At 38.0% G+C, this 16,296-nt stretch carries 14 protein-coding genes; 5 read left to right on the top strand and 9 right to left on the bottom strand.

Translation table 11 applies throughout. The features are described 5' to 3' along the window. Window positions 1–120 precede the first annotated feature (120 nt). From LMC10_RS00565 to LMC10_RS00540, 6 genes are read right to left on the bottom strand one after another with little or no spacing between them, the layout of a single operon-like run. A complete protein-coding gene (locus LMC10_RS00565) occupies window positions 121–405 on the bottom strand; it encodes a hypothetical protein (protein ID WP_229268631.1) in 285 nt (94 codons plus the stop codon). Beyond that, window positions 395–967, bottom strand: a complete 573-nt coding sequence (locus LMC10_RS00560) for an NTP transferase domain-containing protein (protein WP_229268630.1) — start codon at window positions 965–967, stop codon at window positions 395–397. The genes LMC10_RS00565 and LMC10_RS00560 overlap by 11 nt, the downstream gene beginning before the upstream one ends. Continuing rightward, window positions 964–1,455 carry a molybdopterin-guanine dinucleotide biosynthesis protein B gene (mobB, locus tag LMC10_RS00555; protein WP_229268629.1) on the bottom strand — a complete coding sequence of 164 codons (492 nt, stop codon included), beginning with the start codon at window positions 1,453–1,455 and terminating at the stop codon, window positions 964–966. Before mobB ends, LMC10_RS00560 begins: the two co-directional genes overlap by 4 nt. Beyond that, window positions 1,434–2,651: a molybdopterin molybdotransferase MoeA gene (locus LMC10_RS00550; RefSeq protein ID WP_229268628.1), complete on the bottom strand. Its 1,218-nt coding sequence runs from the start codon at window positions 2,649–2,651 to the stop codon at window positions 1,434–1,436. The genes mobB and LMC10_RS00550 overlap by 22 nt, the downstream gene beginning before the upstream one ends. Continuing rightward, the gene (locus tag LMC10_RS00545; RefSeq protein WP_229268627.1) at window positions 2,641–3,138 is read right to left on the bottom strand and encodes a MogA/MoaB family molybdenum cofactor biosynthesis protein; all 498 of its coding nucleotides are present in this window, start codon (window positions 3,136–3,138) and stop codon (window positions 2,641–2,643) included. Before LMC10_RS00545 ends, LMC10_RS00550 begins: the two co-directional genes overlap by 11 nt. Next, a complete protein-coding gene (locus LMC10_RS00540) occupies window positions 3,135–4,154 on the bottom strand; it encodes a HesA/MoeB/ThiF family protein (RefSeq protein ID WP_229268626.1) in 1,020 nt (339 codons plus the stop codon). Before LMC10_RS00540 ends, LMC10_RS00545 begins: the two co-directional genes overlap by 4 nt. A 143-nt stretch (window positions 4,155–4,297) precedes the next feature. Between LMC10_RS00540 and LMC10_RS00535 the strand changes: the two genes are divergently transcribed. From LMC10_RS00535 to narI, 4 genes are read left to right on the top strand one after another with little or no spacing between them, the layout of a single operon-like run. After that, window positions 4,298–7,963: a nitrate reductase subunit alpha gene (locus LMC10_RS00535; protein WP_229268625.1), complete on the top strand. Its 3,666-nt coding sequence runs from the start codon at window positions 4,298–4,300 to the stop codon at window positions 7,961–7,963. After that, window positions 7,953–9,512: a nitrate reductase subunit beta gene (gene narH / locus LMC10_RS00530; protein WP_229268624.1), complete on the top strand. Its 1,560-nt coding sequence runs from the start codon at window positions 7,953–7,955 to the stop codon at window positions 9,510–9,512. The genes LMC10_RS00535 and narH overlap by 11 nt, the downstream gene beginning before the upstream one ends. After that, a complete protein-coding gene (narJ, locus tag LMC10_RS00525) occupies window positions 9,505–10,083 on the top strand; it encodes a nitrate reductase molybdenum cofactor assembly chaperone (RefSeq protein ID WP_003663647.1) in 579 nt (192 codons plus the stop codon). Before narH ends, narJ begins: the two co-directional genes overlap by 8 nt. Next, complete coding sequence (gene narI, locus LMC10_RS00520) at window positions 10,076–10,765, top strand: respiratory nitrate reductase subunit gamma (RefSeq protein ID WP_035156375.1); 690 nt, start codon at window positions 10,076–10,078, stop codon at window positions 10,763–10,765. Before narJ ends, narI begins: the two co-directional genes overlap by 8 nt. Window positions 10,766–10,833: 68 nt before the next feature. Here the strand turns inward: narI and LMC10_RS00515 are convergent, their stop codons facing one another. From LMC10_RS00515 to LMC10_RS00505, 3 genes are all read right to left on the bottom strand, one after another. After that, window positions 10,834–11,724, bottom strand: a complete 891-nt coding sequence (locus LMC10_RS00515) for a DMT family transporter (RefSeq protein WP_229268623.1) — start codon at window positions 11,722–11,724, stop codon at window positions 10,834–10,836. 108 nt (window positions 11,725–11,832) lie between these two features. Continuing rightward, window positions 11,833–12,480, bottom strand: a complete 648-nt coding sequence (locus LMC10_RS00510; RefSeq protein WP_003671859.1) for a site-specific integrase — start codon at window positions 12,478–12,480, stop codon at window positions 11,833–11,835. A gap of 16 nt (window positions 12,481–12,496) precedes the next feature. Beyond that, window positions 12,497–13,351, bottom strand: coding sequence for a patatin-like phospholipase family protein (locus LMC10_RS00505; RefSeq protein ID WP_229268622.1), 855 nt, complete (start codon window positions 13,349–13,351; stop codon window positions 12,497–12,499). Between the two features lie 448 nt (window positions 13,352–13,799). On the opposite strand from LMC10_RS00505, the gene LMC10_RS00500 reads away from it, so the two are divergent. Continuing rightward, window positions 13,800–16,205, top strand: coding sequence for a glycoside hydrolase family 68 protein (locus tag LMC10_RS00500; protein ID WP_229268621.1), 2,406 nt, complete (start codon window positions 13,800–13,802; stop codon window positions 16,203–16,205). Window positions 16,206–16,296: the final 91 nt, after the last annotated feature.

Raw genomic sequence — 16,296 nt, 5'->3', positions numbered from 1 at the left:
ATTGTTATCATAATATTCCTATTTTATATAATAACGCTTTCTTTGGTTAGAAGCAACGATAGACAACTTAAAAGGCAGGGCTAAGAAAAGCTCTGCTTCTTTAGCCCTGCCATCTAGCTTTTAAGGATGTCGTGGTAACCCCATCGATGGTCCCTGGAAATACTTGGTTGCACTAAAATCAAATTCCGGATCCTGGAATTCGCGGTAATGGTCAAAATCAGCTTGAATTTGTTGAATTTGGTCATCCAATTGCTCTAATTCAGCATCTTTTTCCAGTGAACTCATTTGTTGGGTTACTTCTTGTTCCCGATTTTCTAACATTGTTCGTCTGATTGTTAAGTCATTTAAGACAAGGGAAATGAGTTTTTGAAAATCAGGATTTGTCATTGAATCTTTACTTTTCATTTAAATCGACCTCACGATAGTTTAAATTTGAAAATTCGGCACTTGAGCGATATACGAGGGGGTGAGAGACACATTTATTAATGATGAAACTACGTAATCGCCAGTCATCATTATCAGCGACCCAAGTAGTAACTTGTTCATTGCTAATTGAAAAATGAGCTAATGAATAATGGCTATGCTGGCTTGTTGCAATATAAGAGTTGGACGTACGAGCAAGAACAGCAAGTGAATCTTTTGTGAGATAAGGATAATCAACAGCCAGAGTTAAATAGTCCTGAAGAGTTGAAAAATGACTAGTACAAGCAATAATTGCTGAGAGGGGACCATGATGATCATAAGGGGGAATATCACAGATAATCTGCACAGCCGGTTCTTGACCAACCAACTTTAATATATGCGCTCGATTTATTTCATTAGCACAAACAACGATCTGCTGACAAAAGGGTGTTAATTTCTCGACTGCTAGCTCTATATTGGTAGCTGGTAATCCTGGAACATGATAAGTAGCTTTATCTTTCCCAAAACGGGTAGATTTACCACCAGCATATACTAATCCAATCATCCTGCATCCCCCTTTACTTGTTTTAAGTAGTCATAGCACCAATTTACAATTGCATCTTTTCCTAATAAGTCAGCGGTTGTTCCATTAAAGATACTACCTATTTTAAGAGGGGGAGTATGAGCAACATTGGTAGGATCTTCGCCAGGCTTTAATAATAAAATTTGCGGATATTGAGTGGCTTCCTTATGACCTTCAATCAAGACAAAATCATTGTCGGTACTTAATAATTCAACCATTTCCGTTAAAGACGGGACATTACTTTTTTGATGAAAGAAAAATTCAGTCGCAGATTGTAAAATAACCTGTTTAGCTCCAGCGCTACTCATTCTAGCACTGTCAGTAGTTGGCACATCCATTGCGGCATTATGGGCATCATGTTTAAGAGCAGCTACTCGATATCCTTCTTTTGAGAGCCTTTCGATTAAAGTCGTAGTGATAAGAGTCTTGCCACTTTTTTTACGACCGATTATTTGAAGGGTAATAGCCATGCGTCTGTCTCCGTTCCGACCTTCATTGGAGTAGTACTATGCGGAATCAGTGCTAAACAGGTTGTCGTCTGGAGGTTAGCCAATGAACCAGATCTGTTGATTCCATTTGGATAAACATAAAATTGATTATCTTTGAATTCATAAGTACAACGAAGATACCGATCGAACCCATTTGTTTTATTATATGGGGCCGCTAATATTGCCCGTACTTGCTTAATTCGGCTGGCTTGGTGTTGATAACGGCGAATCAGCGGTTCCATATAAAGGTAAAAACCAGTAAAACAAGCTCCTGGATTCCCAGAAAGGGCCATTATTAACGTATCATTTTGAACAAAGGCAGTCGTAACGCTTCCTGGTCGTTGTTTAATCTTATTAAAAAGCAATTCATCAGCTTTACGTGCTTCATCTCCAATAAAATCAAAATCACCAACTGAAACACCACCATCAGTAATTACAATTTCATGAGTTGCTATTTGTTCTTCAAGAGTCTGCTTGATAAGATCAGCATCATCTGGTAATTGGGTTTCAAAATCAACAATCCCACCAGTTTCTTCTACAAGATTTTTTAACATAATACCATTACTATTAAAGATCTTTCCCGGTTCAATCGTGGCATTAGGTCCTAATAATTCAGTTCCAGTGGCGATAATTGCAATCCGTGGTTTTTTATAAACTGTTACTTTTTGAACACCAAAAGCCGTTAAAACTGCTAGGCCACCGGGATTTATTTCCTGGTCTTTTGCTAAAACGATATCACCGCTTTTTACATCAGTACCAGCTTCCGTAATGTTAGTTTTGCTTTCAGTCGTAATAATTTGAACCTTATTTTCATCTTTAGCGGGCCGTGTTTTTTCAATTCGAATTACTTTTCCTACATCAGAAGGGACATATGCACCAGTCATAATTCGGACCGCATCCCCCGATTGTAATGGTTGATCCCAAGTTGCTCCAGCTTGAATCTCTCCTCGGACGTTAAATTCGCGAGGAAAATCATGATCATCGCTGGCTAAAATGGCATAACCATCCATTCCAGCCCGTCGAAAATGAGGATAATCATAATTGGCATGAACATCTTTAGCTAAAACACGGTGGTTAGCTTCTGATAACGGGATTGTCTCTGTAGCTGTTTTAAGGGGAATTTCGTTAATTTTTTTCTGTGCCTCGGCAACTGAGATTGGAATTCTTCTAGTGAGCATGGTGATGAACTTCCTTTCGTTGAGAACTGCTTTCAAATAATAAATGTTCATATTCTGGCAAAATTAGTTTGTTTAGAGCCGTTTGACAGGCATTCTGAGAACCAGGTAAACAATAGGTAAGCTGATTGCGGAAATTAAATCCTGCTAGGGCTTGTGATGCAAGCGCACGAGTACCAATTTCATCAAAAGATATCTGGCGAAACGCTTCCCCAAAACCCGGAATTAGGCGTTTGAGGAGTGGACGAATAGCCGGAATAGTAACATCACGCTGAGCAATTCCTGTTCCACCATTAGTAATGATGATATCAAGAGCTTGTTGTTCTAGTTGAAGGTAGGCAGTTTGAATATTGACAACATCATCATTAACGATTACCCGATCAACTACTGATAAGCCCGCGTTAGCCATCTTCATAGCAATTAATTTTCCAGAAGTATCGCTATCTAATGTTCGGCTATCGCTAACCGTTAAAATTGCGATTTTTTTCATAATAGGTCTTCTTTCATCAAAATATTTAACGACTTAAACTGTTTCTGGGCAATCGCCGAAGTAGGTAAGTCATACATAACAATCTTACCATTCTTGAATATACTTACTGGACGATTTTCCCATTTAAAATGAAGAAACAATCGATTTGCGTTAATTAAGAGCTCTTTTTTAGCTAAAAATTCTTTAAGTCTGCCAAAATTAATAGGTTTCTCTTTGACTGTATAATATGCATTTTCCCCACATAACATATGTAATTCTGGTGCTGATTCTTCTTCTAAAGAAATACTGCTAGGCTTAGCACAGGCGGGACAATGGTGATTTTTATTAATAGCAAACTTACTAAATTGCATTGACCAATTGTCAACAGTGATCAATTCATTAAAATTAACCTGTGTTTTGTCAACCAGATAATGAAGCGCTAAAGATACCTGTAGTCCCGCTACAATAGGAATTAAAGCAGTATTAACCCCAATTAAATCACAATCGTTTTGTTTTAATTCATTAATATTAGGAAAAAGACAGTTCAAGCAGGGATGATTTTGTGGCGAAATCGCCATTACGTTCCCATAGGTTCCTGCACAGCTGGCAAACAGATAATCAAAATTTTTGATGATTGCTAATTTGTTTAATAGGTCCCGTGCTTGATAATTATCAAGACAGTCTAAACAAAGGGTAAACTGATATTCGTCAATAAGGTCAGCAGTAATCGGCGCTGGGATCGCAGTAATTTGACATGCTGAATTAATTTTATGTAAATGTTCTTTAGCTGCTTCGACCTTAAGCCGTTGTTGGCTAGCATCTTCTTCGGTGAAAAGCGATTGACGTTGAAGATTAGTTACGTCAACAGTGTCAGGATCAATCAAGACAAGTCTTTTAACTCCAGCACGGACAAGTTGCTCGGCTGTATAACTTCCCAATGCCCCTACACCAACAATCATAATAGTTGCATGGCTAATTTTTTGCTGACCAATACTACCAATTTGATGTACCCTTTCTTGACGATCATAACGATTCATGGATATTAGCACCTCATTTAGTTCAAAATATAGGTATTTCCCTAGTCGTAGTATAGCAGTTATGGTGCTAATCTTTACATTAGGGAAAAGACTTACTTTATTTTTAATATTGGTAAGCCATTCATAAAGGAGGTCAATCAACGATGAAGTCACGGTTCTTTAACAAGGTTGATAAGTTTAATGGAACCTTTACACAACTTGAAGAAAATAGTCGTCGTTGGGAAAAGCTTTATCGCCAGCGATGGGCGCATGACAAAGTTGTCCGAACAACTCATGGAGTTAACTGTACAGGCTCATGTTCTTGGAATGTTTATGTCAAACAAGGAATTATTACTTGGGAACACCAAGCCACAGATTATCCATCATGCGGCCCTAATATTCCAGGATATGAACCACGGGGATGTCCTCGGGGAGCTAGTTTCTCTTGGTATGAATACAGTCCCGTTCGAATTAAGTATCCATATATTCGTGGCAAATTATGGGAGCTTTGGACTGCTGCCAAGGAAGAACATGAAAATCCCTTAGATGCGTGGGCAAGTATTGTCGAAGATCCAGAAAAGTCTAAAAAATATAAGAAGGTCCGAGGACACGGTGGCTTAATTCGTGTTCATCGTTATGAAGCATTAGAAATGATTTCAGCTGCTTGCTTATACACAATTAAGAAGTATGGGCCTGACCGCATTGGTGGTTTTACCCCAATTCCTGCAATGTCAATGATGAGTTTTAGTGCTGGAGCACGGTTCATTGCCTTAATGGGTGGGGAACAAATGAGTTTCTATGATTGGTATGCTGATCTACCACCTGCATCTCCCCAAGTTTGGGGTGAACAGACTGATGTTCCAGAATCTGCAGAATGGTATAACAGTTCCTACATTATTATGTGGGGATCAAACGTCCCATTAACACGGACGCCGGATGCACACTTCATGACAGAAGTTAGGTACAAAGGAACAAAGATTGTGGCAGTTAGCCCTGATTATGCTGAAAATGTAAAATTTGCTGATGACTGGCTTGCACCAGAACCAGGTAGTGATTCTGCGGTTGCTCAAGCTATGACCTATGTAATTTTAGATGAATTCTACCAAAAGCACCCAGTTAAACGTTTCATTGATTATTCCAAGCGATTTACTGATTTACCATTCATGGTTGAATTGGAACCAAGTGCAGCAAATGGTGATCACTATACACCAGGTCGCTTCGTCCGGATTAGTGACTTAGTTGATGATGATACGATTGTCAATCCAGCATGGAAGACAGTTGTTTATGACCAAAATAACCACAAGATTGTTGTTCCAAATGGAACGATGGGACAAGAATATAATGCTAAGGAAAAATGGAATCTTGAATTATTAGACCAAAATGGTAATAAGATTGATCCGGCACTCTCTATTAATGATCAAGATGGCGAAACTGAACAAATTATTGCTGATTTTCCAGCATTTAGTAATGACGGAAACAGCGTTGTGCAACGTCATTTACCAGTTAAAAAGCTCAAATTCACAGATGGCAAAGAACACTTGGTAACTAATGTTTATGATTTGATGATGGCTCAAATGGGAATTAATCGGACTGGTAATGATGAACTTGCTGCTAAAGATGCAATGGATGCTGAGAGCTACTTTACTCCTGCTTGGCAGGAAAGCCGTTCGGGAGTAAAAGCGGAGCAAGTTATTCAAATTGCTCGTGAATTTGCCCAAAACGCGGCTGAAAATGAAGGTCGGAGTATGGTAATCATGGGTGGTGGGGTCAACCACTGGTTCAATGCCGATATGAACTATCGAAACATTATTAATATGCTGATGTTGTGTGGTTGTGTTGGTATGACTGGTGGTGGTTGGGCTCACTACGTTGGTCAAGAAAAGCTCCGTCCACAAGAAGGTTGGGCAAATATTACTTTTGCTAATGACTGGGAAAAAGGTGGTGCCCGTCAAATGCAAGGTACTACTTGGTATTACTTTGCAACTGATCAATGGCGTTATGAAGAAATTGATAACCAAGCTCAAAAATCACCTGTTTGGAAGAGTAAACATTCCTACTTACATAATGCTGATTATAATCAAATGGCAATTCGTTTAGGATGGTTACCATCATACCCACAATTTGATCGTAATCCGTTATCTTTTGCAAAAGATTACAATACAACTGATATTAATGAAATTTCAAAGAAAGTTGTCGATGAATTGAAGAAGGGCTCTTTACATTTTGCTGCTGAAGATCCTGATGCTAACCAAAATCAACCTAAAGCGTTCTTCTTATGGCGTTCAAACTTATTTGCTTCTTCTGGCAAAGGTGCCGAATACTTTATGAAACATTTATTAGGCGCTGAAAATGGATTGCTTGCTAAACCTAATGATCGAGTTAAGCCCCAGAATATGATTTGGCGTGACAAAGGAGCAATTGGTAAGCTAGATCTTGTTGTTGATATGGACTTCCGAATGGTTTCAACACCAATGTACTCCGATGTTGTCCTACCAGCTGCTACTTGGTATGAAAAGAAGGACCTTTCATCAACTGATATGCATCCATTTATTCACCCATTTAATGCAGCAGTTAGTCCAATGTGGGAATCAAAGTCTGACTGGCAACAATTCAAGCTCTTGGCTAAGACTGTTTCTGAAATGGCAAAGAAATACATGCCGGGAACCTTCTATGATCTTAAGAGCGCACCACTAGGACATAATACTCAAGGGGAAATCGCTCAACCATACGGGGAAATTAAAGATTGGAAGAACGGTGAAACAGAACCAATCCCTGGGAAAACCATGCCTTCTTTAAAATTAGTTACCCGTGATTATACTAAGATTTATGACAAATACATCACTCTTGGCCCTAATATAGTAAATAATTATAACTATAAAGTTGATGATCAATATGATTATCTCAAAGACATGAATGGAATTGCTAGTGAAGGCATTGGTGCAGGCTGTCCATTACTTGATGAAGACGAAAAAGTATGTGATGCAATCTTACGGATGTCAACTGCTTCCAATGGTAAACTCGCTGATCGAGCTTGGGAAAAGAAGCAAGAACGGACTGGTGAACATTTGACAGATATTGGTCGTGGTCATGCTGATGATTCAATGTCGTTTAAGCAAATCACTGCTCAACCACAAGAAGCCTATCCAACACCAATCGGAACTTCTGCTAAACATGGTGGAGCTCGCTACACACCATTTTCATTAATGACTGAACGAAATGTTCCTACATTTACTCTTACAGGACGTCAGCATTACTACCTTGATCATGAAATTTTCCGTGAATTTGGTGAAAATATGGCAACTTATAAACCATCTTTGCCACCGGTTGTAATGGCTCCAGGAGATGTTGATGTTCCGCCAGTAAAAGATGAAGTTACACTTAAATATATGACTCCTCATGGTAAATGGAATATTCATACGATGTACTACGATAACCTTGAAATGTTGACATTATTCCGGGGTGGTCCAACTATTTGGATTAGTCCCCAAGATGCTGACAAGATTAAGGTAAAAGATAACGACTGGATCGAAGTTTATAACCGTAATGGGGTTGTTACTGCGCGGGCGGTTGTTTCTGTTCGGATGCCTAAGGGGTCAATGTACATGTACCACGCCCAAGATAACGAAATTTACGAACCTCTTTCCACCATTACCGGTAATCGTGGAGGATCACATAATGCACCAACGCAGATCCACGTTAAGCCAACACACATGGTTGGAGGATATGGCCAATTGAGTTACGGTTGGAATTACTATGGACCAACTGGAAACCAACGTGATCTTTATGCAAATGTAAGAAAACTGAAGAAGGTGAACTGGAGTGAAGATTAAAGCACAAATCAGCATGGTCTTAAACCTCGATAAGTGTATTGGTTGTCATACCTGTTCAGTAACTTGTAAGAATACATGGACAAATCGTCCAGGCGCTGAATACATGTGGTTTAATAATGTTGAAACTAAGCCAGGTGTCGGTTATCCAAAATGCTGGGAAGATGAAGATCAATACCATGGAGGGTGGACTCTTAATTCAAAAGGTAAATTAAAATTACGTGCTGGAAGCAAATTAAATAAAATCGCTCTTGGTAAGATTTTTTACAATAATGATATGCCAGAGTTAGATAACTACTACGAACCATGGACCTATGATTATAAGACGTTATTTGGCCCTGAACAAAAGCATCAACCGGTTGCTCGTCCTAAGTCACAAATTACTGGCGAAGGAATGGAATTAACCACTGGTCCTAACTGGGATGATGACTTAGCAGGATCAACTGAATATGTCCAACAGGATCCTAACATGCAAAAAATTGAAGGGGATATCAAAAATAACTTTGAGCAGGCATTTATGATGTATCTTCCCCGATTATGTGAGCACTGTTTAAATGCGCCTTGTGTAGCCTCTTGTCCATCAGGTGCAATGTACAAACGAGATGAAGATGGGATTGTTTTAGTAGACCAAGAACGCTGTCGAGGATGGCGTTTTTGCATGACTGGATGTCCGTATAAGAAGGTCTACTTTAACTGGAAGACTCATAAGGCTGAAAAATGTACTTTTTGTTATCCACGAATTGAAGAAGGTCAACCAACAGTTTGCGCCGAAACCTGTGTCGGTCGAATTCGATATATTGGTGCTATTCTATACGATGCTGATCGAGTAGAAGAGGCAGCATCAACTCCTGATGAGAGTAAGCTGTATGAAGCACAACTTGGTTTATTCCTCGATCCCAACGATCCTGAAGTTGTCAAGCAAGCACTTAAGGATGGCATTTCTGAAGAGATGATTGAAGCTGCACAAAAGTCACCGATCTATAAAATGGCAGTAAAAGAAAAGATTGCCTTCCCACTTCACCCAGAATACCGGACAATGCCAATGGTTTGGTACATTCCGCCGCTATCACCAGTTATGAGTTACTTTGAGGGACGAGACTCAATAAAGAATCCTGAAATGATCTTCCCAGGAATTGATCAAATGCGGGTGCCTGTTCAATACTTGGCAAGTCTATTAACTGCTGGAAACGTTCCTGTCATCAAGAAAGCCTTATACAAACTTGCAATGATGCGGCTATACATGCGTGCTAAGACTAGTGGTCGGGATTTTGATAGCAGTAAACTAGAACGAGTTGATTTAACAGAAAAACGGGCAACATCACTTTATCGTTTACTGGCAATTGCTAAATATGAAGACCGCTTTGTTATTCCAAGTAGCCAAAAGGCAGAAATGGAAGATGCACAAACCGAACAAGGTAGTCTTGGCTATGATGAATGTGAAGGCTGTGCATTAGCTCCCCAACACAAGAGTATGTTTAAGAAGGCAGAAGCTGGCAAATCAACTAATCAGATTTATGCTGATAGTTTCTATGGAGGGATTTGGCGTGATTGATTTTAGACGATTGACAGATTTAAAGGATACATTTGCCGTTCTTTCCCGTTTGATTGACTATCCTGATACAGAAACGTTTTCACCAGAGATTCGTCAATTATTACTTACAGATAACGCATTATCAACAGCAACGCGTGGAGAATTATTAAGCCTTTTTGATGAATTAGCCGCACTATCTTCAATCGAAGTCCAAGAGATGTATGCTCACCTTTTTGAAATGAACCGACGTTATACTCTTTATATGTCATACTATAAGATGACCGATTCCCGTGAACGAGGGACCATTTTAGCACGGTTGAAAATGCTATATGAGATGTTTGGTATATCAGAAGCGACCAGTGAACTTTCTGATTATTTGCCCCTATTGTTAGAATTTCTAGCATATGGCGATTATACTAATGATCCGCGTCGTCAGGATATCCAATTAGCATTAAGTGTGATTGAAGATGGAACTTATACCCTTTTAAAAAATGCAGTGACAGATAGTGATAATCCCTATATTCAGTTAATCAGGCTTACACGTTCATTAATTGGTTCGTGTATTAAAATGGAGGTGCGAGAAGATGCATAATGGCTGGTCAATTTTCTTATGGGTTATTTATCCATATATAATGTTGGCATCATTTTTCATTGGAACATTTGTTAGATTTAAATATTTTCATCCATCAATTACTGCCAAATCAAGTGAACTTTTTGAAAAGAAATGGCTAATGATCGGAAGCGTTACTTTCCACATTGGAATTATTTTAGCTTTCTTTGGTCACTGCTTAGGAATGTTTATCCCAGCAAGTTGGACAGCTTACTTTGGTATTACTGACCATATGTACCACATCTTTGGTTCATTAATGATGGGAATTCCAGCAGGGATCCTTGCATTTGTGGGAATTGCAATTTTGACTTATCGGCGAATGACTTGTTCTCGTGTTTATAAGACAAGTGATATCAATGATATTATTGTCGACTGGGCTTTATTGGTTACAATTGCATTAGGTCTAGCATGTACTATTACGGGTGCATTTATTGATTACAATTATCGGACAACAATTAGTCCATGGGCAAGAAGTCTATTTGTTCTTAATCCTCAATGGCAATTGATGCGTTCAGTGCCATTAATTTATAAAATTCATGTTCTTTGTGGATTAGCAATTTTTGGTTACTTCCCATACACCCGGTTGGTTCACGCTTTAACACTACCTTGGCAATATATTTTCCGTCGTTTTATTGTCTATCGGCGCCGTGCAAGGGTTTATTAGTATATAAGAAGATATAATAAAAGCATCAGATTTCTTTACAGGGAAATTCTGATGCTTTTATATTGCGATTATTCGTGATTTGTTCTTGTAAAGGTAACAATTGTACTAGCCAAAATTACTAAAATAGCTCCTAAAACTAGGGAAGGAGTTACCTGAACAGGAAAGAAAAATGAAGAGTAAATAATAACAATTACTGGCCCAAGTGCACGAACAATATTTGCTTTACCAGCTGTAATAAACTGCAAGCTAGTATAGAAAAGAAGTAGTGACATGAAACCATTAAAGAAGGCCCCACCAAAGTTAAATGCAACTGCTTGACTAGAAATATGGCTAAATGACGTTCCTGTTATGAGAGCATAGCAGAAAAGTAAAAGAGCCGAAGTAAAATGGTTAAAGAATAAGACATTATTTGGCTCTTCATCACTGACTAGATACTTAGCCACGATATTGTTGGCGGCATACATTAGTGGGTAGATAAATGCACAAATCAATCCAAGAAGGTTATCACTAAATTGAAGTCGGCTTCCTGAAATAAAGAAAGAACCGAGAATGCAAAGAATAATTGCTAAGTAATCCCACTTTGTAATCTTTTCCTTTAAGAAGATATAAGATAGGAAGAAAACGTAAACTAAATACATCCGAGCGATAAGAGTAACTGTGATTGGACTTAAGGTTGAGAGAGCAATATATTGAAGAATAATTCCGATTGCATTTGTTCCACCCAAAAGCCATAACCACAGGCTCTTAAGATTAGTTAAAGAAACATGCTGACGAGTAATGAGGATTGTTGCAAAAGTAAAAATTGCAGCAAACACACTAGTGAAAATTCCCCCAACAACCGGACTCAAGCTAGTAAGTGAAAATTTATTAAGAACCGGACTAATACTACTAAATAGGAGAGAAATCAGATTTAATTCAATTCCCCATAGTTGCTTCTTTGGAACGCTTTTTATATTCATTTAGTCACATCCAATACTTTTTATTACTTTAATCCTAATGAATTATATTCCTAAGTCTATTAGGAAAATGACTAAATATTTTAGTTTACATAATATTCAGAATAATAACTATTCAAATTTGAAATTTTGAACAACTTTATCAAGGTCTTCTTGTTCAATCCCTAGGTAGTGGCGCGTATTTCGTTCAGAGGAGTGATTAAATAACTGCGAAATGATTTCAACATTAACGCCTTTCTTATAGAGTTGTCGACCAAAAGTTTTTCTAAAAGAGTGCGTTCCAATCTTAGCAACGATTTTATTATTTTCCGTTTTTCTAGCCATTCGTTGCAACATCTCGTAAAAGCCATGTACTGAAAAATGACCTTCTTGTTTCCCAGGGAAAAGATAATCATTCTCGTCTTTATAATTCAAGTCATTAAGGTAATCAATAATCTCGGCAAGACAATTATTCCAAAAGAGCGTTTTAGCCTTACCTGTTTTTTGCTCAATAACACGGGTTTTAGTTTTATTTAGAACATGACCAACTCTTAACGTTACAACGTCTGATGCTCGCAATCCGTTATTAAGGGCAATTGCAATTAGTAATAGGTTTCGGTTAACCAATTCAGGACGCGAATGCAGCTTAATTGTCTCACGTAACTGATCATATTCTTCGAGAGTCAAGAATTTAACATTTTCTACCCATATTTTCCGTTTACCCTTGATTTGACCATTAGTCTTATTTTTGGGAATATAAACTCGTTTTTTAGTTGACATAATATTTCTTCCTTTGTTAATTTGCGAGGTAATCAACTAAAGCAGGGACGATTTCCTCTCCTTCTTTCCGCCCAGTTTCATAAAGTGCTCGAATTTTCTTAATATTTCCTTCAATCCGTTTAATTTTAATTGGTTTAGAGGGAGCAATATTAAAGATCTTTCCTTCACGAGACAAACGATTAATTTCAGCAATCTGTTGGTTGTAGAGAAGGGGACGATTAATCCCCGCTTTAGCAAATTCGGGATAATCTTTATATACCATGTCGTATAACTTCTTTACAGCAGAACTGGACGGCTTCTTTCGGTAGTTAACATCCCTGGTTCGGACAACAACAATCTTGTCATAACCTTGTTGTTGTGCAATATCAAATGGAATTGAATCTGTGATCCCACCATCAAGGCAAGGCCCTTGAGAAGTTTCCTGTGGATCTGAAAGAAATGGCATTGATGAGGAAGCTTTGAGGGCATTGGTTAGCTCCTCATCAACAGGATCCGTAAATAAAACTGTTTTTCCTGTTTTTACAGAAGTAGCGACTGCCGTGAAATGAGATGCTGACCGTCGATAGGCTGCTTCATTAAAATTCTGCCAAGAATATCCGTGGTCCTCAAAAAGGTAATCAAGATTAATTATTTGCTTTTTAAATACACGAGCCATCGAGATATATTGACGATCGTGCCGATGATTGATATTGATATTAGCAGCGCGTCCATATTGCTTAGAGACGAAATTAACTCCACAAAGCGAACCAGCAGAAACGCCAATTACACTTCGAAATTCAATATGGTGAGCGAGAAATGTATCAACAATTCCGGCAGTGTATTGTCCGCGGAATGCGCCACCTTCTAAAACTAATGCTGCATTATATAACATAAACTGAAATAACTCCTTTTTGCTCACTAAAGTTAGTTAAAATAGCCTAATTTTTAGCGAGACACTTTTTCAATAAAATTATACAACAGTCTTACATGAAAATATAGGATTTTAAAAGCCTGTTATATCAACGTTTATTCTCGGTTAACGTAAGACTCTTTTATCAAAAGAGTCTTACTTGTTTTAAAATAATGCAAAAATAGAGTCAAAAAACAGCTTTCCCCTCTCAGACGAACTGAAATTTATTTTGATGAGTAGTAGGTCATTACTATTCGTCTCAGAGGGAAAATAAGCATTGCTATCAAAAAAATGAGTAAATAGGCAGTAAATATTTAACTATGAACTTTTTATGAAGAAACTATTGATAATTTAAGATAATCATAATAAAATAGTGCACAGTTAATTGTTAAACGTTTAGCAAAAAAGGTAAAGAAACGGGGTTATTTCTATGCTAGAACGCAAGGAACATAAGAAAATGTATAAAAGCGGTAAAAATTGGGCAGTCGTTACACTCTCTACTGCTGCACTAGTGTTTGGTGCAACAACTATAAACGCATCCGCGGACACTAATACTGAAAACAATGATTCTTCTACTGTACAGGTTACAACAGGGGATAATGATATTGCTGTTAAAAGTGTGACACTCGGTAGCGGTCAAGTTAGTGCAGCTAGTGATGCGGCTATTAAAAGTTCTACTAATGCAAATAGTGCTTCTTCTGCCGCTAATACACAAAATTCTAACAGTCAAGTAGCAAGTTCTGCTGCCACAACTTCATCTACAAGTTCAGCATCTTCATCAACTAACACAGATAGTAAAGCAGCTAAAGAAAATACTAATGTAGCCAAAAATGATGATACACAAAAAGCTGCACCAGCTAACGAATCTTCTGAAACCAAAAAAGAACCAGCTGCAAACACTAACGATTCTTCAGCTGCAAAAAATGATGACCAACAATCCGATAAAAAGAATACTGCTGCTAAGTTAAACAAGGATGCTGAAAACGTTGTAAAAAATGCAGGAATTGATCCTAACAGTTTAACTGATGATCAGGTTAAAGCATTAAATAAGATTAACTTCTCAAAAACTGCAAAGTCAGGCACACAGATGACTTATAATGATTTCCAAAAGATTGCCGATACGCTAATCAAACAAGATGGTCGGTATACTGTTCCATTCTTTAAGGCAAGTGAAATCAAAAATATGCCTGCCGCTATAACCAAGGATGCTCAAACAAACATTATTGAACCATTAGATGTTTGGGATTCTTGGCCAGTTCAAGATGTTCGAACAGGACAAGTTGCTAATTGGAATGGTTACCAACTTGTTATCGCAATGATGGGTGTTCCAGGCCAAAACGATAATCATATTTACCTTCTATATAATAAGTACGGAGATAACGAATTAAGTCACTGGAAGAATGCTGGCCCAATTTTTGGATATAACGCAACTCCGCTTTCTCAAGAATGGTCAGGATCAGCTGTTTTGAACAGTGATAACTCTATCCAATTATTTTATACAAGGGTAGACACATCTGATAACAATACCAATCATCAAAAAATTGCTAGTGCTACTCTTTATTTAACTGATAATAATGGAAATATATCGCTCGCTCAGGTAGCAAATGATCATATTGTATTTGAAGGTGATGGCTATTACTACCAAACCTATGATCAATGGAAAGCTACTAACAAGGGTGCTGATAATATTGCAATGCGTGATGCTCATGTAATTGAAGATGATAATGGTGATCGGTACCTTGTTTTTGAAGCAAGTACTGGTTTAGAAAACTATCAAGGCGAGAACCAGATTTATAACTGGTTAAATTATGGCGGAGATGACGCCTTTAATATCAAGAGCTTATTTAGAATTCTTTCCAACGATGATATTAAAAGCCGGGCAACTTGGGCTAATGCAGCTATTGGTATCCTTAAACTAAACAAGGACGAAAAGAATCCTAAAGTGGCAGAATTATACTCACCATTAATTTCTGCACCAATGGTAAGTGATGAAATTGAACGACCAAATGTGGTTAAATTAGGTAATAAGTATTACTTGTTTGCCGCTACCCGTTTAAATCGAGGAAGTAATGACGATGCTTGGATGAATGCCAATTATACGGTTGGTGATAATGTGGCAATGGTTGGATATGTTGCTGATAGTCTAACTGGCCCTTATAAGCCATTAAATGATTCTGGAGTAGTCTTAACTGCTTCTGTTCCTGCAAACTGGCGAACAGCAACTTATTCATACTATGCTGTTCCTGTTGCTGGAAAAGACGATCAATTGTTAGTTACTTCATATATGACTAATCGAAATGGAGTAGCGGGTAAAGGAATGGATTCAACCTGGGCACCGAGTTTCTTACTACAAATTAACCCGGATAACACAACTACTGTTTTAGCTAAAATGACTAATCAAGGGGATTGGATTTGGGATGATTCAAGTGAAAATCTTGATATGATTGGTGATCTAGATTCTGCTGCCTTACCTGGTGAACGTGATAAGCCTGTTGATTGGGACTTAATTGGTTATGAATTAAAGCCGCATGATCCTGCTACACCAAAGAATCCTGAAACGCCAACTACTCCAGAAACGCCAGAAACACCTGAGACGCCTAATACTCCAGAAACACCAAAGACTCCAGAAAATCCTGGGACACCTCAAACCCCAGAGACACCTAACACTCCAGAAGTGCCTTTAACTCCAGAAAATCCTAAGCAACCTGAAACCCAAACCAATAGTCGTTTGCCACAAACTGGAAATAACGCTAATAAAGCCGTAATTGGCCTAGGTGTGGGAACATTGCTTAGTATGTTTGGCCTTGCAGGAATTAACAAGCGTCGATTCAACTAAATACTTTAAAAAATAAAACCGCTAAGCCTTAAATGCAGCTTAACGGTTTTTTATTTTGAAAGTTTTTATTATCGAAAAAACAAATCCTCGT

Source organism: Limosilactobacillus reuteri subsp. simiae, from assembly GCF_020784875.1.
Taxonomy (GTDB): Bacteria; Bacillota; Bacilli; order Lactobacillales; family Lactobacillaceae; genus Limosilactobacillus; species Limosilactobacillus reuteri_H.
Note: the sequence above shows the minus strand (reverse complement) of the source record. Positions and strands in the feature narration are given on the sequence as shown.